Source organism: Candidatus Neomarinimicrobiota bacterium (assembly GCA_021734025.1).
Classification (GTDB): domain Bacteria; phylum Fidelibacterota; class JAANXI01; order JAANXI01; family JAANXI01; genus JAANXI01.
Genome location: JAIPJS010000011.1, coordinates 10,957 through 35,260, shown reverse-complemented (window position 1 = coordinate 35,260; position 24,304 = coordinate 10,957). Strand labels below are relative to the sequence as shown.

The 24,304-nt window shown below is 48.0% G+C and carries 18 protein-coding genes and 1 riboswitch; of the genes, 2 read left to right on the top strand and 16 right to left on the bottom strand.

Features of this window, described 5'->3' with window-relative positions; all coding sequences use genetic code 11:
* Nucleotide 1: 1 nt before the first annotated feature.
* A complete protein-coding gene (add, locus tag K9N57_12005) occupies nt 2-1,033 on the top strand; it encodes an adenosine deaminase (protein ID MCF7804908.1) in 1,032 nt (343 codons plus the stop codon).
* 15 nt (nt 1,034-1,048) lie between these two features.
* Here the strand turns inward: add and K9N57_12000 are convergent, their stop codons facing one another.
* The 6 genes from K9N57_12000 to K9N57_11975 form a co-directional block, all read right to left on the bottom strand.
* A complete protein-coding gene (locus tag K9N57_12000; protein ID MCF7804907.1) occupies nt 1,049-3,460 on the bottom strand; it encodes a hypothetical protein in 2,412 nt (803 codons plus the stop codon).
* Nucleotides 3,460-3,927 carry a 6,7-dimethyl-8-ribityllumazine synthase gene (ribE, locus tag K9N57_11995; protein MCF7804906.1) on the bottom strand — a complete coding sequence of 156 codons (468 nt, stop codon included), beginning with the start codon at nt 3,925-3,927 and terminating at the stop codon, nt 3,460-3,462. Before ribE ends, K9N57_12000 begins: the two co-directional genes overlap by 1 nt.
* A 12-nt stretch (nt 3,928-3,939) precedes the next feature.
* Nucleotides 3,940-5,157, bottom strand: coding sequence for a bifunctional 3,4-dihydroxy-2-butanone-4-phosphate synthase/GTP cyclohydrolase II (locus K9N57_11990; GenBank protein ID MCF7804905.1), 1,218 nt, complete (start codon nt 5,155-5,157; stop codon nt 3,940-3,942).
* A gap of 1 nt (nt 5,158) precedes the next feature.
* Complete coding sequence (locus K9N57_11985) at nt 5,159-5,794, bottom strand: riboflavin synthase (GenBank protein ID MCF7804904.1); 636 nt, start codon at nt 5,792-5,794, stop codon at nt 5,159-5,161.
* The gene (gene ribD / locus K9N57_11980) at nt 5,794-6,876 is read right to left on the bottom strand and encodes a bifunctional diaminohydroxyphosphoribosylaminopyrimidine deaminase/5-amino-6-(5-phosphoribosylamino)uracil reductase RibD (GenBank protein ID MCF7804903.1); all 1,083 of its coding nucleotides are present in this window, start codon (nt 6,874-6,876) and stop codon (nt 5,794-5,796) included. Before ribD ends, K9N57_11985 begins: the two co-directional genes overlap by 1 nt.
* Before the next feature lie 87 nt (nt 6,877-6,963).
* Nucleotides 6,964-7,136: riboswitch (FMN riboswitch) on the bottom strand.
* Nucleotides 7,137-7,185: 49 nt separating this feature from the next.
* Nucleotides 7,186-8,262 (bottom strand): site-2 protease family protein, encoded by a 1,077-nt coding sequence (locus K9N57_11975; GenBank protein MCF7804902.1) that lies wholly within the window; start codon nt 8,260-8,262, stop codon nt 7,186-7,188.
* 213 nt (nt 8,263-8,475) lie between these two features.
* Between K9N57_11975 and K9N57_11970 the strand changes: the two genes are divergently transcribed.
* Entirely contained in the window at nt 8,476-9,555 is a 1,080-nt protein-coding gene (locus K9N57_11970; GenBank protein ID MCF7804901.1) for a hypothetical protein, read from the top strand.
* Between the two features lie 201 nt (nt 9,556-9,756).
* Here K9N57_11970 and K9N57_11965 read toward each other — a convergent pair whose 3' ends face one another.
* The 10 genes from K9N57_11965 to K9N57_11920 form a co-directional block, all read right to left on the bottom strand.
* Nucleotides 9,757-10,260 (bottom strand): DUF4395 domain-containing protein, encoded by a 504-nt coding sequence (locus K9N57_11965; GenBank protein ID MCF7804900.1) that lies wholly within the window; start codon nt 10,258-10,260, stop codon nt 9,757-9,759.
* 343 nt (nt 10,261-10,603) lie between these two features.
* The gene (locus tag K9N57_11960; GenBank protein ID MCF7804899.1) at nt 10,604-11,611 is read right to left on the bottom strand and encodes a trichohyalin-plectin-homology domain domain-containing protein; all 1,008 of its coding nucleotides are present in this window, start codon (nt 11,609-11,611) and stop codon (nt 10,604-10,606) included.
* 1,265 nt (nt 11,612-12,876) lie between these two features.
* Complete coding sequence (locus K9N57_11955; GenBank protein ID MCF7804898.1) at nt 12,877-13,446, bottom strand: hypothetical protein; 570 nt, start codon at nt 13,444-13,446, stop codon at nt 12,877-12,879.
* 173 nt (nt 13,447-13,619) lie between these two features.
* Complete coding sequence (locus tag K9N57_11950) at nt 13,620-14,147, bottom strand: hypothetical protein (GenBank protein MCF7804897.1); 528 nt, start codon at nt 14,145-14,147, stop codon at nt 13,620-13,622.
* Nucleotides 14,140-14,871: an RHS repeat-associated core domain-containing protein gene (locus tag K9N57_11945; GenBank protein MCF7804896.1), complete on the bottom strand. Its 732-nt coding sequence runs from the start codon at nt 14,869-14,871 to the stop codon at nt 14,140-14,142. The genes K9N57_11950 and K9N57_11945 overlap by 8 nt, the downstream gene beginning before the upstream one ends.
* Before the next feature lie 483 nt (nt 14,872-15,354).
* Nucleotides 15,355-16,494 (bottom strand): GntR family transcriptional regulator, encoded by a 1,140-nt coding sequence (locus K9N57_11940; GenBank protein MCF7804895.1) that lies wholly within the window; start codon nt 16,492-16,494, stop codon nt 15,355-15,357.
* A gap of 238 nt (nt 16,495-16,732) precedes the next feature.
* Nucleotides 16,733-17,080, bottom strand: a complete 348-nt coding sequence (locus K9N57_11935; GenBank protein ID MCF7804894.1) for a cupin domain-containing protein — start codon at nt 17,078-17,080, stop codon at nt 16,733-16,735.
* A gap of 37 nt (nt 17,081-17,117) precedes the next feature.
* Nucleotides 17,118-19,031, bottom strand: coding sequence for an alginate lyase family protein (locus tag K9N57_11930; GenBank protein MCF7804893.1), 1,914 nt, complete (start codon nt 19,029-19,031; stop codon nt 17,118-17,120).
* A 22-nt stretch (nt 19,032-19,053) separates the two neighbouring features.
* Complete coding sequence (locus tag K9N57_11925; GenBank protein ID MCF7804892.1) at nt 19,054-21,387, bottom strand: heparinase II/III family protein; 2,334 nt, start codon at nt 21,385-21,387, stop codon at nt 19,054-19,056.
* A gap of 29 nt (nt 21,388-21,416) precedes the next feature.
* A complete protein-coding gene (locus K9N57_11920; GenBank protein ID MCF7804891.1) occupies nt 21,417-24,239 on the bottom strand; it encodes a T9SS type A sorting domain-containing protein in 2,823 nt (940 codons plus the stop codon).
* Nucleotides 24,240-24,304 lie beyond the last annotated feature (65 nt).

The following is a 24,304-nucleotide window of genomic DNA, read 5'->3' as shown; positions in this document are numbered from 1 at the left end:
TATGAAACTCAGCACAGAAATATTTCGCAGGCTGCCCAAAGCCGATCTTCATTGTCATCTGGATGGTTCTCTTCGAATTGAGACAATACTCGATTTAGCGGAGAAAAGTGGGGTCGAACTCCCCAGCAGCGATCCTGATATATTGCGCAAAGCAGTATCGGTAAGTGACGAGAATGAATCGCTGGAACAATACATTGAAAAGTTCGATATCACGTTGTCGGTATTACAGACGCCGGAAGCCCTGGAGCGGGCGGCATTCGAACTCGCCATGGATGCCGCAGAAGAGAATACGCGTTACCTCGAAGTCCGGTATTCACCGGTACTGCATACAGACCGGGGTATGCGTGAAACGGAGACTATTGATGCGGTACTGCGGGGACTTCGACGCGCAGAATCGGAATTCGACATCCGCACCGGAGTTATTGTCTGCGGGATCCGGAGCATCAGCCCGGATGTATCGTTACGCCTGGCTGAACTTGCCGTCGCTTACAAGGGGAAAGGTGTACTTGGATTCGACCTGGCAGGAGCAGAAGAGAATTATCCGGCCAAGCACCACCGGGAAGCATTTTATCTGACATTAAACAATAATATTAATACCACGCTCCATGCCGGTGAAGCATTTGGTCCGGAAAGTATCCATCAGGCACTCCACTATTGTAATGCCCACCGAATTGGTCACGGCACCCGGCTGAAAGAGGACGGCGATTTGTTGAATTACGTGACCGATCACCGGATCCCACTGGAAATTTGTCTGACCAGCAATGTGCAAACAAAGAGTGTTCCCAGTTTTGAACGACATCCGATCCGACTGTATTATGACTATGACGTCCGGGTAACTATTAACACAGATAACCGGCTGATTTCCAACACGACTTTATCCAGAGAATATGAACTGGCTCATGAATACTACGGCTTTACTATCGAAGACTTCAAAGAGATCATCATCAACGGATTCAAAAGCGCCTTCCTGCCATATCGTGAACGGAAAAACATGATCCAGGAAGTACTGGATGAGCTGGAAGAATATAAATAATCTCAGCGGTCGCGATCAGCGACGGATCACGAGCGCTTTTGTTGTATGCACCTCTCCATCCTGGGTGTACCCATAGAGGAAATATACTCCGCTCCCCACCAAATCGCCGTTCTCGTTTGTCCCGTCCCAAAAGGCCTGGCGATTTCGTACGTTTCCATCTGAAGTAGTCAATGTCTTCACAACCTGCCCGTTCACTGTCAGGATTTTTACCGCTGTCTCATCCGGGAGTTCTGCAATGACCATATCCTGTTCATTCGGGATATAATACGGGCTCGGATATGTATAGACTTGCGAAAAATCCTGTCGCGGTTCGGCATACGGGGTGGTCACCGCCGAAATCCCAAAATCGGTCGCAAAATAGGTAATCCCGGTGTGCAGATCACTGGTGATGGCGTGGACGTTATCGCTTAGCAACGGAGAATTCTCCATATTATATCCCTGGGCATCGTTCAGCAATTCACCCCGGGAAGTCCGCATTTTAATGCCGTTATTTGCAGAGATAAACCAGATATTGTCACGGTAATCCTTGGTGCTCTCCACCAGTGGAAATACACCGATAAAATCGTCTACACGATCTGTCGTGAAAAAGATTTCGGAGGGATCATCCGGTAACTGAGCCGGAATCCGGTACTTCTGCACCCGCTTATCGCCGTCAGTCACCACATATGCCACATTATCGGAAGTTATGGTGATACTAAAAACCGTCAACCCACGTAAGCCATTGATGGATTTGTTCAGCCAGTACCAGCGATCGTCACTTTGGTCAGCGAGTGTCCCCTTGAAGTCCAACACCGCGATGCCGCCATTTGTTTTTGGATCAGCATCTTTCAGCGTCGACGCAACCCAAATCCGGTTTTGCTGATCCACTGCAATTTCGGTGGGAAGCAGGTTGAGTTTTCCCTGAATTCGGGGATCATTCACATTAAAGTGAACCCACTCGCCGTTCGGTGTGTATGCAGTCAGCGCATTCCCATTTGCCGCATATGCATTCGCGATCCATAATACGTCGTTATTATCCAGGGTAATATCCCGGATAATCAGAAAATCTGCCTCACCGCCACCAATACCCTCTGAGCTGGAAAGATGACCACTAGTGGTGTCATATCCCTGATAATTATGTACATCATCCAAAGATATCTGTAAGACCCCAGCACTGGGAAAGCCCGAGACTCCCTCGTGGGATACAAATACCTGGTTATCTTCGCGCACTTCCACATCATACGGGACAGACGATCGGTATTGAATCGTATCGGCGTTCCAGTGGGAGTCATCGCCACGTTCAGATAACAGCCGTGATATGAATGTCCGATTAGGTGTCCTGGGATAGTTTAAAATATTAAACCACTCCCCATCTTCCAGGATTGCTAATCCCGCCCGGTTCGCTGCGATGAGCCGCCCGTCCGGGGATACTTCAACGGCACTGAATTCATTGGAAAACGGGACATTCGGCTGGAACACCTCCAGCGTATCATCGGGAATATTTACATGGGCAATACCGAAACCCTCGGTACCGACCCAAATCTCACCGGCCGGACTGCGATCCACAGCCGTTATCGGAAGGGATTCTGCAATAATTTTTTCCCATGCGGTCCCGTTAAATCTAAACAGACCAAAGCGGGCTCCAAGGAAGAGCTCACCTTGCAGAGATTGCAATACGTGAATAGTGCTCGTGTTGACATTCAGCGGTACCGAGGTCACAGAATTTCCATCGTAGGCCCACACGTTCCGAGTCCCGGCGAAGTAAAGAGTACCATCGTTGATCGCAAGCGTCAGAATTTCTCCCAGCGACCCCGTCTCCGGGACCACTTCCCAGGTATTTTCATCCTTCAGGTTTGCCGCATTCACCGAAGCGCGAATCAAACCATTATTGGTGGCGATATAGACAAAATCCTGGTAAACGATAATACTGTTAATGGTTCCCACATCCACTGGGAACTGTTCGTAAAAATCCTTGTACTCGTACTCCCCGGAACTGAGACGGTTATAGTGCACCACGATATTGTCAAGATTCCGGCGTGCCGCCCCGTAAATATTCCCGCCATCCCGTGTTAACCTGAATATCCCAACCGTTGCATTCTGATCGAGAGTAATCTGCTTATGAACGTATCCTTCCTGAGCCCAGATATTGATATCTCCAACCGGTGAACCAGTCGCGAGCCAGAGACGCTCGTTCTCGTCCACCAGCATATCCTGGAGCGCCGTATGGCTCAGGCCTTCGACGTTTGTGACTTTGACAAACCGGTTGCTCTCGGGATGATATTCCAGCAGACCACCGTTGGTCGCCGCATACACAATAGAATCGATAACTTGAATCTGGGTCACCGTCATCATATTGGTGAAGGTTTGCCAGTCACCTATCCGGTTCTGCGCCGAAAGGCCCTGTGCCAGGAATAACCCAGTTGCCAGAAGAAGAAAATATTTCCGCACTAGAGATGCTCGCTCTGAAGATTAATCATTTCAACTGCTGTTAACGCCGCATCCCAGCCTTTGTTTCCAGCTTTTGTCCCGGCGCGTTCAATGGCCTGTTCAACGGTATCGGTGGTCAGAATTCCAAAGATAACCGGGATCGGGGAGTCTAATCCGACCTGCGCAACTCCCTTAGCCGCCTCACTGGCGATATAATCAAAATGGGGTGTTCCACCCCTGATAACAGCCCCCAGGCAGACGATGGCATCAAATTTTTCCAGGTTTGCGACCTGTTTCGCAGTATACGGAATTTCATATGATCCCGGCACCCAGTAGATCTCGAAATCCTCTTCTGCACCACCGTGCCGGAGAAAACAGTCCTTCGCGCCCTGGACTAGTTTCGAAGAAACTAACTCATTAAATCGCCCGACCACAACTGCAATCCGCCGTCCCTTCGCATCAAGTTGCCCTTCATGTACCTTTGCCATATTCATTGCTCCTCACTCGTCCAGATCAGCCATCTGCAACAGATGGCCCATCTTGTCCCGTTTGGTTTTTAAATATTCCCTGTTATTCTTGTTGGATTTAATTTCCAGCGGCACCCGTTCCTCGAGTTCAAGCCCATACCCTGTTAATCCGATATATTTGTGCGGATTATTGGTCAGCAGACGCATTCTTCTGACTCCCACGTCAGTAAGAATTTGCGCACCGATCCCGTATTCCCGGAGATCCGGAGAAAATCCCAACTCCACGTTAGCCTCCACCGTATCGTAGCCCTCTTCCTGGAGTTTATAGGCCAGAATTTTATGCTTCAGTCCGATGCCCCGACCTTCCTGACGCAAGTATAACACTACACCGGCTCCTTCGTCATTGATTATACGCATCGCTTCGTTTAACTGGTCTCCGCAATCACATCGCTGGGAACCAAAGACGTCCCCGGTAAGGCATTCGGAGTGGACGCGCACTAACACAGGATCCTCCGGGTTGATGTCCCCTTTTACCAGCACAATATGGTCATTTTTGTCTAATTCGGTTTGATAGAGACGCAGTTCCCATTCTCCAAAATTATTGGTCGGCAGATTGACCTGCTGAACAAACTGCACCAGCTTCTCACGATGGCGTCGGTATTCGATGAGATCCGCAATCGTAATCAGGGGGATATCGAATTCTTCCGCCATCTCCCGCAATTCGGGTAATCGAGCCATACTGCCGTCTTTCGCCATAATTTCGCAAAGGACTCCTGCGGGTTTTAAGCCAGCTAACCGTGCGAGATCAACCGCCGCTTCCGTATGGCCTGCCCGGTGCAGCACTCCGCCTTCTTTTGCCACCAGCGGGAATACATGTCCCGGTCGCGCAAAATCTTCCGGTGCAACTTCATTCTCCACCAATGCCGCAATAGTTTTAGCCCGATCCTGTGCGGAAATGCCGGTAGTCGTTCCCTTTCGATAATCCACGCTCACCGTAAATGAGGTTTGGTGAATTGCCGTATTTTCATGCTCCATCGGCTCCAGAGATAACTCGACCGCCCGGTCTTCTGTTATGGGAACGCAGATTAGGCCCCGGCCCTCCCTGGCCATAAAGTTAACGGTCTCCGGCGTAATTTTTTCGGCAGCCATAATGAAGTCCCCTTCGTTTTCACGATCCTGATCGTCAACAACGATCACGAATCCCCCATTGCGAAAGGTGTCAATGGCTTGCTCAATGGTACTGAATTCCATACTAATACCCCTGTTCCCTCAGCCAGTCCATAGTTATGGAAGACTCGTCCGCACCCTGCAGGTGCCTCCGGACGTATTTGCTGAGCATATCAATTTCTATATTTACCCGATCACCGGGTCCCCGCTCCCCAAGTGTGGTCTGCTTCAGGGTGTGCGGGATAACCGCAATTTTGACAATCGTGTTTTCCAGTGATGCAATAGTCAGGCTGATTCCATCGATAGCGATACTGCCCTGATCCACACAAAATTTCGACAGTTCTTCCGGGATGCTTACGCTCATCGTTGCATGATCTTCGTCTCTTGAAATGCTTTGGATTTCTCCCACGCCATCCACATGTCCCTGCACAAAATGTCCACCGAACCGATCGCCGGCGGCCAGCGCCCGTTCCAGATTTACAGCGTCTCCCGGCCGAATGTCGCCAATTGCGGACTTTTGCACCGTCTGCGGGACAACCTGAGCGCCAAATCCATCATTGTCCACCCGGATAACCGTGAGACACACACCGTTTACGCTAATGCTGTCGTCGATCTTCATATTATCCAGGACCTGTGTCGCCGATATGTCCAGATCAAAACGCTCTCCTCTTCTCTGGAAGCGTTTGACGGTGCCCTTTTCTTCAATGATTCCCGTAAACATTACTCGATTCCATTCCGCTTGTGATATCTTGAACACACATCATTGCCCAGTTTTTCAACTGATACCAAATCCATATTTAAATCGGTATCCAGAGAACTGGACAGACGATGAAAAGGCGAGAGACCACTGCCGAGAATCTTTGGGCCGGTCATAATAATAAGTTCGTTGACTCGCTCTGATTCAATTAGGGTTGAGGCTATTTCTGCCCCACCCTCGACAAATACCGATAAAATTCCGTGCTCATCGTATAATTTTTTCAACACTTCATCCCAGTCGAATTTGCCTTGTTTATTCACCGACACCGTAAAAACGTCCACTCCGGACATGTAGTGGTTCTGGCGTGTTTTGTTTGGCTGGAAGAGCACTGTCCTCGCCTCGTCCCCGAGCACCCGTGCATTCTCCGGGATGTTCTGCTTCGGGTCGATAATAACCCGGATCGGATTGCGTCCGGATACCTCCCGTACTGTCAGTTGTGGGTCATCGATATTTACCGTTCCGCTCCCAACCAATATGGCGTTATGTTCGGCGCGCCATTGGTGCACTTTTTTCCTGCTTCCGTCCCCTGTAATCCAGCGGCTGTTCCCGTTGGATTCCGCCATAAACCCATCGATGGTCAGGGCCAGTTTGAGCGTGACCCAGGGATACCCGGTATGCATTTGTGTAAAAAAGCCCCGGTTGAGTTCACGACTCTCCTCTTCCAGCATCCCAACCTCAACCTCCAGTCCGGCTTCACGCAGCTGCCGGATACCAGCTCCATTTACTCTGGGGTTCGGGTCCTGGGTACCAATGACAATTCGCTGAATCCCCGCTTCGATAATCTGCGGGACACACGGCGGTGTTTTCCCGTCGTACGTACACGGTTCAAGATTGACGTACATCGTGGCACCGGCGGGATCTTCCGAGACATTCTGCAATGCGTTTACTTCCGCATGCGGTCCGCCGTACTGCTCGTGGGCGCCTTCGGCGACAATTTCACCATTTTTTACAATAATTGAACCAACCAACGGATTGCGATGGACCTGGTTCTGGCCTGCCTTGGCCAATTCCAGCGCTCGTCGCATGTACTGTATGTCAGACTGCATAATAAAAACGCCCTCAATTTACATTCAGGGCGTGGAGGGAGCGCCTGCGCACGGTTTCCTGCCATCACAGGCGTATTCTATTCTGTTGAGTGTCTTCTCCCTTCCGGACTATACCGTCGGCAGCGGAATCTCACCACTTCAGTCCTCTCATTTTCCCAAGAGGAGTCGCGGGCTTGTCTTCCCGATTCATCGGAAAACATCACCGCCGGTCTGGAATTTCCTCCGATATATCGGAGGATCACCATGCCCTGAAGACGACAAAAATTTAGGTGCTCACACCTTGATTCGCAAGTGGAAAGGGTTGTTTTGTTACATACTGATAGGTTCCGGAATGAATGAGCCGATAAGAATAGCAATTGTAACCCAGCCGATAATCTTCTGTTTCAGCGGGAGCGGTTCTTCCGGCGCCATAATCGGTGGATGTTGTACGCGGATTAGTACCAAAATCAGCACTGCCCAAATCAACCAATTCAATGACAGAAAACTCAACGGGATCAGTGCAGCGAACGCTATCCAGGCTATCCACTTGTGTTTACCGCCAAACATGGCGTAGGCAATGTGGCCGCCATCCAGTTGGCCTATCGGCAGTAAATTCAGTGCGGTGACCAAAAGTCCAATCCATCCGGCAAAGGCCACCGGGTGAAGCATTACATCTTGTGAGGACGGCAGATTCGGGAACACCAGATCGGTTGCCAACATCATAAATAGCGAGTCCCCGAGCTGGATGCTTCCCTGAACGCCGGTGGTGTCCACAACCGTACTCATTTGCAGCCCTATAAATAACGCCGGCACCGTAACTATGAATCCGGCAATCGGTCCGGCGGCTCCGATATCGAGTAGTGCTCGTTTGTCGAGAATGGGGGATTTCATCTTAATGAAGGCGCCGAATGTACCGATAAAGGTCGGTGCCGGGATAAAATACGGAAGCGTTGCATCTACGTTATACCGCTTGGCCGTGATATAATGACCGAGCTCGTGCGTTCCGAGGATTAACAGCAGTGTGGCGGAAAAAGGGACTCCATGGACTAATTTCGTAACATCCGGCCACGGCATCTCACCCGCCATCAAAGTACCGGCAAAAAGCGTTGTGAGAATGGTAAGGAAAAGCAGTAACCCATGGAGCCAGTATTTCGGCTGCTGCTCTGCCTGACCGTTCAATCCGATTCGGATCAGTCCTTTATCCCCGGTTCGCTGAACTGTTGCCGACCAGGATTTCCCGGACTGCTTCAGTTGCTGTTCCAAAGTTTCATGTGCATCATCGTCCCGCCAGTAGCCCTGGACAAACAGTGAATCGCCCGATTCGCTGAAGCCGGCAATTTGCAGGTATGGCTCAATGATGCGCCGTACATCATATTGAATTTCATCCTGAGATAGATTATCGCTCATATGAATCCGTTTGGTTCCCTGTCAGTTTTTTCTATGGGTAATGTATTATATGTGATTGTCGTCTCAAAGTACTCACCTGGACAGGTTATTGTTTCCAATATTCTCTTGCGTTATTATTCATCTGTCTGTAATCTTAGGCCAATTCAGCCCATCCATCCTTTCATTCTTTTTGGGCGGCGACAAAATCAGAACAATTAATACAGGGAGGCTTAGATGCAACGTTATCTCAAAATATTCGCTATTCCGCTTGCGGTGCTGTTTCTAGCAACTACCGGAGTGGCTCAGGATGATGATTTTCAGGCACAGTTAGAAAAACTGGTTGGCCAGAATGCCACATCGTATGTACGGCCACTGGTGACCGGTACTGGAATCGGCCTGAACAGTGGTGTTTACAATACAGCCGATGTGCATAGTTTGCTTGGATTTGACGTCACATTAAATGCCAATGTGGTTACCATTCCGGATAAGGCGAAAACGTACACATTCGATACGTCTGCACTTTCAAATCTGACATTTACTTTTAATGATCCAAATGGTGGTGATGTGGATGTCACACTGGACGCTTCCCAGGTCTATGAATCGCTGGAAGATGCTCCGACAATCTTTGGTGAAACCGGGGAATCTGGTATATCACCAAACACGACCTATGCTGAGCAGACCATTGTCTCACAGATTGCCAGCGAAACCGGTATGTCTGAAACGCAGGTACGGAATCAGATGGGCAATGAAATTGACTCGCGCGTAAATCAGATACCTTCGGTTCCGGTCCCCCCGGGATTTAATATTCCTGCGATGCCGACGGCTAGCCTCCAGGCCAGTCTTGGTCTGCCGTTCGGAACGGAAGCACAGGTCCGGTATATTCCGGCAACGGCGCTTAACGAAGATCTGGGCGATTTCGGCCTGTTAGGTCTTGGAGCACGGATCAGCATTGATCAGTTTATTCCCGTCCCGTTCTTCCCAGTTGATATCGCTGCCGGCGCTTTTTTCCAGAGTGTGGAGTTGGGCCCGGTTGACATCAAGAGCAGCATTATCCACGCCGAAGTGAGCAAAAGCATTCCGATGCTCACGGCCTATGGCGGTTTTGGTCTTGAGAGCTCCTCGCTGAGTGCATCTTATGACTATACAGACCCGAACGGCAACGTAGTTCCGGTGAAGGTGGACGTGGATGGTGACAATTCCTTCCGGACGAATGTGGGACTGCGACTGAAACTATTGCTGCTCACTATCAGCGCGGATTACAGCATTGGTGAATACAACAGCGTAAACGCCGGAGTCGGATTGACTTTCCGTTAAATAACGGTTTTAAAAATCAACATTTAAAAAAGCCCTCCGATAGTCGGAGGGCTTTTTTTGTACCCGCTCAATTTTCATTGTCTATTTCGTTCGGCCGTTTTAATCTTATATTTTCTGCATATTCCTGTTACAATCGAGTGCAACCAAATGAAAAATCGTAATCGATATTCTTATAGCTCCGGGTGCACGCCCCGGTGTGTGTTAATTCTGATATGTCCACTCCATGTATTTAAACCGGATATAGCAACCCACGCAGAAGCCCATTAATGCCACTGACGCGGCTGCGATAACCATTCCACCAAAGATATACCCCAGGGTTTGATATCCCAGGGAGAACGCTCCCAGAGACAACCCTATCAGTATAGTCGCGATCCATTGGTTAAAGCGCTGATCCGCTTTGTCTTCCCTGCGATATTCATCCGGTGATTTCTTCAAAAAGCGTTGCCCAATTTTTATCACCGGATGCCACCGGAATGCCAGTGCCGAGACGCCCGTCAAAAAGGGCAAAATCAGTATCGCCGGATGAATGAAAAACGCTGCCAGAATTGTGACATCCAAAAAAGCCCTGTTCGCCTGCACGAGCGGCCGTGGAATGGTAGAGGACTTTTTCTGCCCGTTACTTTTACCCGATTTAGGTTGTTCGAGAGGCTTATCTCTCTCTATAGTAAATTCGCGTGGTTTATCTGCAGTTATTGTGTCGTTCATTGTTTAACACCTGTTACATTGTCTTATGCGATTATAGCTAGATTCCAGATCATTGAATGGTGGGGATTCAGTCCTTCTGTTTCATTTCCAAAGACTGGAAAGTTGCTTTAATGATGTGGTTAGATTATATACGCGCAGGACGGGTGTTAGGCAGAGACCCGCCCCATACAGATACAGCATGACTGGGTTAGCAGACTGTCGGGATGATATGTTTGCTGGATTTCCATCATTATTCCCTGAATCGAAAGAAATAATAATATTTTTGTCATATTATTGTCAAGGATTAAATCGCAGACGATGCAGTTCACTTTGGATAGTACAATACCACGAAATCGCAGTAAACCTATTTCAGATCGGAATAATGTTTTTCAACACAATCGGGACAGATGCCATGGGTGAATTCGGCGTCAGAGTGCTTCTGGATATACGATTCCAGCCTATTCCAGTATCCCTGGTCGTCCCTGATACTTTTACAGTGGGAGCAGATGGGTAAAAATCCTCGCAGCGTTTTCACCTCCGAGAGCGCTTTTTGCAGGTCCTGAATTACTTCATCACGCTCGCGCTCGGCCGCTTTCCGTCGCTCAATCTCCTGCTGAGCCAGGGAGAGTTCTACTTCAATCTCCGCCACCTGTTTGAGGATAGCCAATACCGGCCGGTTCTCGATTTCCACTCCCTCTTTCCGGCTTTCCCATTGGAGATAAATATAGAGAAATGGCAATGCGAACACAGAAATAATAAACCGGCTGATTAGGGTCCCGCCCATGATGCTGAAATAATCCGGTGTACCGGCAAAAGCCCCAGTGGCAAACAACAGCACATCCAGCCACATCACACCGAGCAGCGTGAGAAATGCACGAAGCCACAATTTTATACGGAGGTTCGGTTTTCCGAAGTACTCCCAGGCGATGGCTAGAAAAACCAGATCCACCAAGGTTGTCAAAACCGAAGCCGTGTTAATCCTGAGGTCCGGCATCGGTACATAACTCAAAGTTTGATCGCTGATAAGCCCAGCCTGGAAATGCAAGGCCAGCGCAATGAGTGGCACCATAATGGAGACACCAACGACCGTTGAAATCGCTATTCGGGTTGACCGTGGTCCATCAAATACATAAACCACAAAGACGCCTAACAACAGCGAGGTATAAAAGACTGTAGAACCGAGAACGAAGGTGATTCCGGCGACCTCTACCGTCAAACCGGCATCCGTCACCCAGGACATAATCGCCGTGATCCCCCCGATCAATGCATAAAAATGCACCGGGCCAAACCGCTGCCGGAGCGAATGAGACCCCAGCACAAGAAAATACACGACCATCGCTTCTATGATTAAGACAAGGACTTCATTACTCATGGATATTTGCTCGTTTTAGTAAGAGGATTGGAAAGATTTATTGCTGGAAGATACTAGCAATCGCCTAGTGGAATCAATGGAATAGTTTAAAAGGCCGGCGGATCTAGTTCTTGACAAATATGAGGCGCCTGGATTAAATGGCGGGAGCGTTTACGTTACTGTCTTGAATGGTCTCTTCAGAGAAAACAAATACCAATTCCAATCATAGAGCCTTCAGCGGGAGAATGCAATTGTTATATGGTAGAACCACGATAAAATATTCGCTTAGTTATATTGTCTTCGGTGTAGGTTTTTTTCTACTCTGCCCATAAATTCCCTATGTCATTGCAAGTAATAATTCCTTTATTTATTACAACTTCAGAGCCCCCTCACTCAGACTCTGGAGGGCCTACGCCAGCACCCCATTTTTTTCCTTTATGCACTTTTTTTTAAAAAAAGTGCCAAAAAATCCGGCTGTACTGTTTGTTTCTAAAGCATCTACACCGGGCTGCCGACCAAACCCGAAACACCTTTTCTTTGCCCGTTTTTTCTTGATACAAAACGGGCAGAAAATATCAAGGAAACTCAGAACTCGCACTCCTCTTACGGTACATGACCTTTCATAATTCTATCTTGTAGATTTTTACACCACGGAATTCCTATTGGGGTGCTCAAACAGCTGAGTTTCCGTCTTAAAGAAAAGAAGTCGTTCCCCTTGGCCTTGCTTTTTATTTTGGGCACCGTTTCGATGAGCGGAGGAGAGCCAGAACCAGCTGTCTGAGGGAGCGAAGCGACCGAGTTCTGGTTCTGGCCCGGAGCGAATCGTGAAACGGTCAAAATAAAGAGCGCAGCCTTGAATTTTTCCCCACTTTTGTTTCAAGACAAAAGTGGAATAAATGGGAAGGTAAATGAGGAAATGCCAACACGCCGAAGGTACGGTAGCAAAATACAACCGACCTCACCCTATACTTCTCCTCACCAACGGATGTGTTTGAAATACCGGAAAAAATCGGTCGCCGTCCCTAAAATGATTCGCCCTGAAAAATTCGCCAAGGCCATTTATTTTAAAACTTTTACATCAGCCTTCTTATTAGACCTATTATTATCTTTTAATTGCCCGTTTTTCCTTGATAAAAAACGGGCAGAAAAAATCAAGGAAACTCAGAACTCGCACTCCTACGTTATTAGAGGGTCTTACATAATTCTATCTTGCGGGTTTTTACAAAACGGAATTTCTATTTGGGTGCTCAGACACTGAGTTTCCAGAAAAACAACAAAACATCCTATTAAAAACCAATATTATTACTGATTGAATCAGATCCAACCACAAACACACTCCCCGGCGCCACCGGATGAAACGCCCGATGCCGGATAGTGTGCGTGAAATTAACTTTTTCGCTGTGGTCGCCGGAGATTAATGTTCCCGTTAAATCGAATCTACTTAACGTATAATGCAGCGTATCCGGCGGCTGCCATTGTATAGTATACGCGGAATCCGGCCGAAATGTGAATAGGGTATCTTTCCCGGTGCGCGCTTCCCTTAAATGCAACGATATTGTCACCGAATCCAGCATTGCAGACTCCGGAAGCAGTGCCATCCCGCTCCGACTGAGTTTTCCATCTGTATATGCGTAGGTTTTTGTCTCTCCCACTCCCGGTACCGGAATACGAATATCCATGGAATCTGTCTGAAATACTAATCCGCTCTCAATGATGTCATGGTACAACATCGAGTGTATTTGTTGCGCCTCCTGTGCCAGGTCGTTTCCCGCCTGCCACCGGTTGGCGCATCCCTGCACAAATACCAAAAGCTGCAGCGCAAATCCAAACACCAACACCAGAAGAAAGACTGCCACTACCAGTTCGAGATGGTGAAGCCGGGAGAGGATTTTTTTTTATTAGTCAAAATTGTGAACATGAATATACTTAAACCGCATGTAGCAATAAGCCTTTTATCACCCCCGTCACCCGAGCGTCGTTCGTAAACTCCTAAGGATAGAAAGCTGACATCGTCTTGATTACCCCTTTTTTAGTACGATCCTGGAGGGGAAGCATATTTGAGTATCGAGTCGGTGATTGAATCGGCTTCCATCCAGTCAATCGCGTCGTTAAGGGGAATGGTAAGAGGGGTTAGTCGTCTCATAACGGTCACTGTATACGGTGGCCCCTTTGGTGCAACGTGGAGGTAATAATCACGCCCGGTATGCAACGAATGGAGCCGATAAAAGCGATCCATCTGGGCGGCATTCGTGTATTCGTATATGTGGAAGGCACTGGTATCGGCCGGCTCCTCCGGTTCAAGAGCGAAAACTAACCGGATCCACCCCTTTTTGATGTCTTGTCTGGAGACAAACCAATCGATCCCGTGGAAAAACAAACTACTTTCCGTTTTCAATCTCACTGTGTCGCTTGTACCCGTGGAAGACTTGGCCATTGTATCCTGGACCTGGGCACTAAGAGGGAGAGAATTCACCGCGCACCACAATCCCACTAACAGGACTACGAGCGTCTGGTTCCGTATAAAAAAGTTCTTTTTGGGCATTGATGTCTTATTCACCGTTCTCATCATTCTGCTCCGTCTCAATTGGGGGTATCGGAGTGATAATATACTCCACAGGTGTATCTCGGGTGGAGGTTTGTTGTTCTGCCTCCTGCAACTCGATCCACTGACCCCGTGCCTCCGCTTCCTTTGTTTCTGCTGCGTTTTTCGTATTCTTCCCGGGCCTCAAATCTTCGAAGATGGCGTGGACCGATTCGTGGGCCCCGACAATGTTCAAGGAGCCCAAAAAGGATTCTCCGGTATACCTACCGATGCCTTCATTAGCCAAGAGGACTGTGACATACGCCGTTGGAGAGAGACCATCTCCTCGGGATTCCAATGCCGTCACGCCATGAGCTCGTTTATTATCGACGATTTCCGTCTCGTGATCGATGTCAAAATAGATAGGCCGGGGGGATTCGGCCATGGCCTTCCACTGAGCCTGACCGACTGGAGTCAATTGCATCGCGTATTGGATAAACGTAGTAGCGGGATCATTGGGATTTCCAATTCTTTTTCCATCTGGATCAATATATCGTAGCGGATTATTCGCAACGTAATGATACGGCGTCAAACTCGGATACTTATGTTCCATCGGATCAACACTCAAAAACCGCCCCAGTAATGGGTCGTAATACCGGGCGCCGAAGTAGGAGAGGTCGGTGTCGTCCTGTTCCTTCCCGGCGAACTGGTAATCCGAGATGTCACCGCTGGCGTCATCTATTTCCCCGTAGGGGGTAATACAAGCGGGTTTGGTCCCTGGATTACATCCTTGACGATCTTTGCAAAAGTTTCTCTATCCAAATCATGTTCCAATTTAATGCTTGCTTCTCTGGCATTGATTAGAAGTTTGTCCAGTTTAATGTTATATGACATCATGGTTGGGATGAGTTTTTCTGATACGTTTTGATTTAGGATTCCAATATTTCTCTTCAACCGCTATTCCAGCGGATAAATTCCGGTATTTCCGGTTAGCGGTGATTCAGAGGTAAATGGGAATTTCTCCGTTTTTACGTTGCTTGGAATTGACCAGGAAGAAATGAAAGGAAAGCATTTATTCCTCCGTACTATATTTGGAAAAAATGCTGAATTAATATACATGGTACCAACATAGGTACCAACAAATTTAACACATTATTTCCTCGATAAGGCGTATACTTACTCGAAATTGGGAACATGATTTGCCACTACCATTCTTGTCATAATCAAAAATATATTTTGCCCTTTATATAATTGAATTGGTCTGAGGATGGGCTGATTCTGTATCTGAATGCATACCGCATGATTCGCGTATTATCAATCGCGGTTTAAGAATAGTTCGGACCTTAGGTGTTTTTCCATCTATTAATTTTATTAATTTATCGACGGCGAGTTGCCCAATATGTTCGGCTGGTTGCCCTATTGTTGAAAGCGAAGGAGCCACATGGGCGCTACGTTCAATACCATCAAATCCCATAATTGCAATATCATCTGGAATTCTTATTCCGTTTTCCTTCAACGCCTCCTGGAAACCGATGGCCCCAAGATCGTTGTAAACAAATACTGCCTCTGGCAATCTCTTCCGTTCGAAAAATTGGAGTCCTATTTCATATCCGGACCGATAATCATTCCATTCGCCACTATATGGATAAAATATGCAATTTTCCTGATTCACACACAATCCAGCGTCCATCATCGCTTCATAGTAGCCTTGATATCGAATATCGCCCAAGGTATTCCCCTCTTCCGCCTTAATGTAACAAATCTCCTTATAGCCGTGCTCGATTAAATGGTGGGTCGCGATATACGCTCCCGCCCTCTGATCGGTACCAACCTGGTAGATATCTTTATCGGCGATAAAAGATACAATAACGTATGGAAATCCAGATTCATGGAGTAAACGAATTGTTTTATTTGCATGGTACTCGTGAGACATCGAAGCAATCACCAAACCATCTACTCCCATATCAAGTGATTGGTGAATCAGCCTCTCTTCCTCCTCGGGCTCGCCTGATGAATTGGATAATAAAAGGTTATAGTCCTGCTGAGACGATTCCATCTCGACTCCATGTGAGATCATTGAAAAATATGGGCTTTTGATATCATATAGAACTAGTCTGATTGTTTTAGATTCTCGGGTTTTGTTTTTACGAAGTTTTCCGTTTACATAAGTCCCTTTGCCTTTTCGACTATATACAATTCCTTCATTTATTAATTCCGAAATTGCCCTTTTTATAGTAATCATACTTACTTCGTATTGCTCTGACAAAGTTCGCTGGGAAGGAATTTTATCGCCTTCATTAAAAACTTTTCCATTAATCTTGCGGGTTATACTCTTAGCAACCTGTCTGTATAGTGGCGCTGGATCGCTATAATCTAAAATCAATGTACTTTCCCTTATCTTAATCTATACTGATTTCTATTCGTATTTATAACCAATTAATAAATTAGAATACTTAGCTGTCACCGCCTGATCCCAATAGGATTTGACGTGTCTCAACATGGGATATCTAAAGAAATCTCGAGCTGGTAATGAATCCTAATTCATAAATTATCTTGCTTTAAAGTGTTGGAATAATACCTATCACTTATCTGTCATATGTAATACATCCGTAGTCCAGCTTTTAGAGAAAATCCTCTCTGACCGGATTGAAAATATCTAACAGAATCCCGGCCTCAACCGCCACTGCTCCGTGTTCCGCATGTGGTGGGACGTAAAAACTATCCCCTTGTTGGAGTGTCTCAGTGTCGCCATCAATATGTACTTCGAACTTCCCTGACTCAACATAGGTTACCTGCCGGTGTGGATGACTGTGTGCTTGTCCCACCGCATCCTGCTCGAACTTTGCCCGGACTAGCATCAGCTCTCCATCGTACCCCAGGATTTTCCGTTCAATCCCTTCATCGGCATATTCCCATTCCACTGTACTGTTTTTGATAAATATGTCACTTGTCTGATCTGTTGTAGCCATATTCTTCTCCTTTTATTAGGCCTTATCTATTTTGCAATCAATTGTACCCGTTACTCTCCACGGGATCAGGATATATCCATGTACCCGGGTATTCCGTGAATTTTGCACTGTCGATCTGCTTTCTGATTTCCTTCGTCCAAAATGTCGGGTATTCGTCTCCAACTCTTTTCAGCAGTACTAAAAAATCTCGTTTTGCGTCATTCATACTGTGAATTTGTTCATAGTGCCACTCTTTGTCATGGATGCCATACGGAACCAGATATTCAATTGCAGAATGGATGTCCCTGCCATCTCCTGACGAGTAATCCCAGATATCAAGGTCAAGAGCCTCACCCATCTCTGCAAGATTTACCAATCCTTCCAAATTCATCACGCTATATGAAAAGGCCTTGGTCCTCTCCAACTCCAATAGCTGTTTTCCCGAAGGTTCAATTTGCACATTGATGCGCTTCTTAGGAGCCGACTCTAAAATCTTTTTTGCAACATCCCGGCGATCTACAAAAAGTGCAATTCGTGCAGCCTGAACGTCGTACCAGGTCCCGTGGTTATTCTTTTTAGCGGCCTCGTCTTCGCCGAGTTTATCATTCAGTAGCCAGTCCAAATATTTCGCAAACCATGATTTCAGTTGTTGGAGGTCCTTTGCCGTCCAGGCTTTGGAATACTCTAACATTTCCACTGCATCCAGCAGCGGGGCAAATCTTCTGGTATCGATGATCCCGATGCCACGGCCTTTAGTCCGTCCGGGTATCGCCTGCCCGTACTCCAGGTGCGGATTCATCCTAGTGGAGTCATTCAAAAACCAGGTTCGCAATAAGTTTTTGGCCTGTGCCGCATATTTGGACTCATTGGTGAGAAAGAATGCCAGAGAGAGGGTTTGCACATTTTCGGCCATCTGTACCAGCGGAAGTTTATCATATGCATTTCGTTCGGGATTGACGCGGCCGTCTCGTCTCACATACGGCAGACTGTCGGGCGTATCCGGATTGGGCCACCAGTACGGACCTATACTCATGTAATCGTGCTTATCACCACTCGGCGGGGTAAACGGTTTATCCATCACCGAAAATACCCCGGCATTCAATGCTGTATCCGCCTGGGTTTTTAACCGTGTCAATTCATCCAGGTAGAGACAATCGCCGGAAAGTACCCGCGTCCGCAGGTTCAGTAAATGGTTTCCATCCAACAGATATACCTCGGGACTTTTTCCAACGATGGATTCAGTATTTCCGGCAGCATATTGAATTCCAGCGAACAGATGATCCATAAATTTTTGATCAGAATAACACTCAGCTGTATGTCCGCCGGCGGTATACCACATACGCCCTTTATCCACTTCACGGCACCAGGTATAGGGATGCATATTCTTATGTTTTCCGCCCTTGTATGTGCTTTCATCCAGAATGCAGAGCATTTCAAACTCTTCAGTCAATTCCGAATCGAAATTGTACCATTCGTCGGTTCGGTTCCACTGGAGTGGCAGCATTTCAGTAGTTGGATGCCGGGGTTCTACCACCTGAATTGTAGCGGGCTGCACATCAGGATGGTCCGTGAAGTACGCTCCGATCAATTCACCGTACCACTCCCATTCGTATTCCGTATCCGTTGCTGCATGGATGCCCACAAACCCGCCACCGGATTCAACAAATTGCCGCATGATCTTTTGCTGAAAGTCATTGAGAATATCTCCGCTCGTATTCAGGAAGACCAGGATGTCAAAAGCCTCCTCAAGCCCGGAATGAAAAACACTCGCATCACCTGAAATGGTCACCTTGTATCCGTTTTCCTCCAATAGGCTCTCAATTGCTTTGGCCCCGGAGGAGATAGACTCATGCTCATACTCCACCGTCTTGGTGAAAATAAGAACCGATTTTGACTCGGATGTTTGTGCTGCCACCAAATAAGCGCCACACAGCACTGTGAGCCACGCTACGAACTTTAAATGTTTCAGCATAAAACTTGCGGTTTTCTCCTTGTTACCACTGGATTAGAGCTGAGTTTCCGGGAGCAATCTCAACATCCCGCTTCTTTTCCGTCCGATTTCCGGCATCGTCAGTCTTGTAACGGATGGCCTCTGAAAACTTCAGGGTCAATGGTTTTTCACTCAGACTGGTAATCTTCCATTGGTCACCAACCGTTCGCACGTACAACGTGCCAGTTGTATTTAGTTCGAATCCCTGGCTCTCCATTTTCAGCGACGAGCAATTGAACAGGTAGTATTCCCCCCGCTGGTTTGCGACAAATGTTTCAGCATCGGAATTCATATTCTTACCGGTAATACTTTCCCGGTTCGTATTCGATTGAATTACCCAGTCGTTGATGGTCAATTTTGTCCCAGATTTTTCGATTGCACGCAACTCCCGATAGGATTCGTAGGGAAACAGAACTGTCGTCTGGTTGTAGTTCATCTTTCCTTCGGAAACGTACATGGCGTTCTCTTTCCCATGGAGTCCGCCGAATCGTACTTCATCGACATCGGTCACAGGCAGAATCATCAGACCGTGCCCGTTATTCAGCGAGGACCGCAGGGATTTCCCCGGGGGTTCCACCGTGTAATGTCCCTGCCAGATCTGTTGGTATTCATGTGGTTCATTACTAGTGAAATTATCCTGCACAACCCAAAAACCGTCTTTCAGAAACAGCACATCCCTGGAATAATTTATTCCCCTTGAATCGTAGGAATCGTGGGAGCCGTTGAAGTAATCAAAACTGCTGTCCGCTTTCCAGACATTAACAGTCGGATTCGGCAGAGTTTCCCATTTGCCAAACCCGGAACCGCCTTCATTTCCTTGCCAACCGCGCCCTAAAGGGATGCTGTCAACTAATGCTACATTTTTCACCCAGGAATTCTTCCAGTACCGGTATGTCGGGATATCGTAGTGCACCTGATAGTTCGGCAGAATTTCGTAACCGTTCGCGTACGCAGTTAAACTCATCATCTCGCCGTGCTGGTGATCGGGCTTCTGGTCAGAGATCCCTGCGGAAATGACCATCTGCTTGCTGTTATCAGCCCAGCCATTGCGCATAACATAATAGCCAGTCTCTTCCAGCGCGACCGATCCCATTGCAGGTGGTTTCGGCTGAATCGCTTTCACTTGAGTAAGTTGCTGTTCCCGGAGGAACCAGTAGAGATCCGCCGGTATATTTCCGCTGCAAAAGTACCGGTAGGTCGGTTCTTCAAACAGGATGGTGCCAACGGTCATGATACGACCCAGTTTGTTATTCTCGGCATACGCACGATCCGTATCATCCTGCAGGACCGGAGTACGCTTATTTGGCTGGGCAATTTTAACTAAGGCATCAAATAGCGCCTGGATTCGTTTTTCAAACAATGCGGACATGTTTACATTATTAATTTTCCCCAACTGGTAGACCCAAAAGTAGTTATCAATATCGCCCTTGTGATAATGGACAGACCGTTCAAACTGGAAACCATCATCGTTGACTTCCCGTTGCAGATGCAACTCTAACCCACTCAGCGCCTGCTGCTGCCATTGCTCCATTCCCCGAAAATCAGGAAAACTTGTCACGATCTGGAAAAGTCCTACCAGACCTTTCGTGTGGTGGTTCCCATAGCTGAATTCCTCAGTCCGCTCTGCCATCTGAGCAGCATGATGCAATGCTGTTCGGATGAATAATAGTTGCTCTTCCCAACCGTAGTTTTCGCTTGCCAAATACGAATGATGAGCCAGCAGCCAGTTTTGCATCCGGCGGCCTGCGCGATATCGCTCGTAAATTCCGTTCCCCTCATCATCATAGGCATCGGCGGCAAACGCTTCATTGAGATCGGCCATTTGCCGTACCCAGTAATTCAGGTACGTTGTGTCCTCCCCGGAATAGTAGTATACCAATGCATTATCATCGGATTTTTGCTGGCGGGCAAGGTGCCGCAATTCATAGGCAGTAACATCTTCCCCCAGGAGATTTTTAAAGGGCAATTCCCATTCGGTATCCGCAGGATAGAGAGACCTGTGCAGTTCGGCCTGCTGGTAATGCCCGACCTTCTCCCCCGAATACTGGTCCTGATACTCCTGAAAACGGTTTCGGAATTTTTTCCAATCGAAATAGAATCGATCCGACGCCTGCTCTTTCAGATATGCAGCGAGCAGCTGCAGCGCTTCGACCGTATCGCCATTCGCTGCAGCATCTTCAATCGGTTGCATCTCCGGACCTGAAATCACCAGGAATTCAATCAACTCAGCGTCTGTTAGCACACGATCGGGCGGTATGAATTCCTCTCGGCCTAATACATTAGCGGCTGAGAAGACAATAAGCATGATCAGAATAGTGCTGAATAATTGTTTCATCATTTTTATCAAGTTTTGGTTAATCCTCATTGTTATTTCAGATATATGAGTTTGTGTTGAGATTGAAAGCTTTTGTTGAATATCCGGCAGAAATACATCCCCGAAGGCAAATCATGGGGGATCCAGTTAATCGAATGGATGCCTTCGCTGAAACTCCGATCCGCCAGCGTTGTCAATAGTCGACCGCGGATATCATAGATTTCTACAGCAAGTGGCTGGCTACGTTCAAGTTGAAATGTGATAACGGTCCCTCCGTTGAATGGATTGGGATAACTCCGGAGCAATCCGATTCGTGTCGGAATACTTTTTTCCTCAGGTTCTTCGATTCCCGTCATTCCGGCATCCGGCCCCACATCATCCGGTGTCAGTGGTCTTCTTAACATCGGTTCCTGCGAGAATTCGTCCGCACCGACGTCAGGTGACTCGTCCCGTGGTTGACCGTCCATATCATCCGAGACATAATCGTACAGTCCAACACCTGCATCGATAACCGGACTCCCAGTCATAGGTCGATAAAAGGCACCATTCATCTGCAATTCGGGATTGACGGTGCTGACCTCATCCCCTGTCGCAGAGATTCCGAGTGTTGCAGCACTGTCCGGGTACATTATATTGCCGGAGTACGTCATATTTATCGGTCCGGTGTAAACTTTGATCAGTTCATTCTGTACCCCATAAGCCAGATTGTCAGCGATGACTACATCTCTGGGCGGCTTACCGTAGTTCCCGTTATTGGTGAACCCGATTTCGATGTTATGAAGGTTGTTTACAAGCGTGTTATTGCTGATTTCTGCGCGGTTAATCCGCCAGTGCGCAGTATAGTCCGAGCCGCTGTCATAATCGCCGTTGGTCAGCGTAATGGCCGCATCCCAGCGCGTGCCGGTTAATCCCTGGAAATAGTTGTTGAAGATGCGGTGATCGTCGCCGTATACCCGCACGCCGCCGGTCCCGGACTTACCCTCGCCGAAGAAGAAATTGCCATCGACGGTATTGCGATTGCCATGGCGCAACGCGACGGTTCCCTGGCTTCGGCGAAAGGTATTGTAGCGCACGGTATTGTCGCACGATTTCACCGAAATGATCTCTGGATCACCGTCACAATTCTCAAACAAATTGTACTCTACCACTGCGTATCCACTGGACATGGACATTTCACTCCAGCCGATGCGGATGGTCTCCATTTCGTTCTCGTGTCGGGGACCGATATTACGAAAATAGTTATGATCAATCCGATCGTATTGGCTTACCTGGTAGACAGGATCGTCCTGCCCATCGATGGTAATACAGTTCCCCAGCTGATGCTTCTCATCGAACAGATTATGGTCGACACGATTGTGATGACTTGTTGCGTTTGGATCATCCCAAATGCCGCCGATCAAAATCCACTTTGCCGAACCGGACTCGTTCAGCCGGAACGTATTGCGCGTGATTCGAATGTTATGGCAGGCTTGCAGTTTAATCGCGGTGTAGGCGGAGGTGGTAAACTCAAAACCTTCGATTGTTAAATATCCTACCTGACTTAGATCCATCCGGGAATCACCGCCAAGTTCGGCTTCCCCTCTCTGCTCCGATCTGATTATGATAGGAGCGGACGGTGTGCCACTGTTTTCCATCGTCAGGCTGACATCATAGTAACCGGGCGCCACTTCGATGATATCGCCGGGCCCAGCCTCATCCACGGCACCCACGAATCCGTCATCAGTGGAGACATAAATAATTTCGGGCTCAGAGGTATCCTGTGCGACCTCAGCGCTGAGGGTCATCTCGGAAAGGACACGAAACTCCTGCGTAAGGGCAGTACCAGATAAATCGCCGGTCCAACCAAGATTGATATAGCCAGCCGGTACAGTCAGGGTTGCTGTAACGGGTGTATGTTTATAAAATTCAGTCCCGGTGGGGTCAAGTGTTATATACCCGGTGTCAGGCTGGATAACCGTAACCAGATATAACGGCGGTGGTGAGTCGAAATCGACGCCCACATCCGCGCTTATTTCCATGGATTGCGTCACAAAAAACGTTTTGGTGAGTTCGGTTCCGCTCAGATCACCGGTCCAGCCGTTGTTCATATATCCGTCGGGCAGCGTCAGTGTCGCGGTCACCTCAGCGCTGTCCTGGAAGACCGGTCCCGGCGGATCGAGCGTTATTTCACCAACGACGGGCTGGGTTACTTCTACAGTATGCTCGATATCAAGCGGCGGGAAGTTCAGATCCGGGAGAGGTGATGTACCAATATAAATACTGTCCACAGCGAAGTCGGTGGTCCCAGTCTCATCATCGGAGCCGAAATTAAAGAGGAGTTGATGATACTCTTTTACCCCTCCTGTTCTGTCCGGCGTATAAGATTCTCTGAAATCCAGCGATTGTCCGCCCTCACCGTCTACCAAAATCTGATAGATAGCGTTGCTATAATTCACCTTCCCTGATACTCGGACCCACTCGCCAGTTGAATATGTTCCTATCTGATTTGTATGCCAATCACTGTAGCCACGGACCGAACCGTTTCCGCCGGATGGGATGGTAAAATCCACCACAAATGTCCGCTTATGGCTTCCGCCAAACAGGTCATAGCCGTTCATTGTGACCGGGTTTCCGGAAATGGAGTTCACTTTGACCTGCATATCAAAGTAGACTATACCGGACAGCCCGGCTTGGGATGCGCTGAATGCGGTGTGAGCAATTTTCAAAGCACTGCCAGACGCTCCAATCTGTAATCCACGGTCAGAGTTGTATGCATATGGTGGATCCTCAACAACACTCCCCGCGCCGCTGGAGACCAGCCACCCGTTTTGTCCATGGATGCTTCCCAGTTGATACTCCGGCGTCTCTCCCAGCTCAAAGGAAGTCGCTATTGCCACAGTATCCTGGGCAAAAGAGGTAGTGATGAATGAAATCAACGCTACGCAGATCGTTGCAAAAAGCA

Excerpts from the sequence above, each read along its gene's own strand:
- K9N57_11990 (MCF7804905.1), bottom strand. The coding sequence starts at position 5,157 with ATGGAATTCAGTACCATTGAGCAAGCCATTGACACCTTTCGCAATGGG.
- ribE (MCF7804906.1), bottom strand. The coding sequence starts at position 3,927 with ATGGCAAAGGTACATGAAGGGCAACTTGATGCGAAGGGACGGCGGATT.
- K9N57_11975 (MCF7804902.1), bottom strand. The coding sequence starts at position 8,262 with ATGAGCGATAATCTATCTCAGGATGAAATTCAATATGATGTACGGCGC.
- K9N57_11930 (MCF7804893.1), bottom strand. The coding sequence starts at position 19,031 with ATGCTGAAACATTTAAAGTTCGTAGCGTGGCTCACAGTGCTGTGTGGC.
- K9N57_11965 (MCF7804900.1), bottom strand. The coding sequence starts at position 10,260 with ATGAACGACACAATAACTGCAGATAAACCACGCGAATTTACTATAGAG.
- K9N57_11970 (MCF7804901.1), top strand. The coding sequence starts at position 8,476 with ATGCAACGTTATCTCAAAATATTCGCTATTCCGCTTGCGGTGCTGTTT.
- K9N57_11935 (MCF7804894.1), bottom strand. The coding sequence starts at position 17,080 with ATGGCTACAACAGATCAGACAAGTGACATATTTATCAAAAACAGTACA.
- K9N57_11925 (MCF7804892.1), bottom strand. The coding sequence starts at position 21,387 with ATGATGAAACAATTATTCAGCACTATTCTGATCATGCTTATTGTCTTC.
- ribD (MCF7804903.1), bottom strand. The coding sequence starts at position 6,876 with ATGCAGTCTGACATACAGTACATGCGACGAGCGCTGGAATTGGCCAAG.
- K9N57_11985 (MCF7804904.1), bottom strand. The coding sequence starts at position 5,794 with ATGTTTACGGGAATCATTGAAGAAAAGGGCACCGTCAAACGCTTCCAG.
- K9N57_11960 (MCF7804899.1), bottom strand. The coding sequence starts at position 11,611 with ATGAGTAATGAAGTCCTTGTCTTAATCATAGAAGCGATGGTCGTGTAT.
- add (MCF7804908.1), top strand. The coding sequence starts at position 2 with ATGAAACTCAGCACAGAAATATTTCGCAGGCTGCCCAAAGCCGATCTT.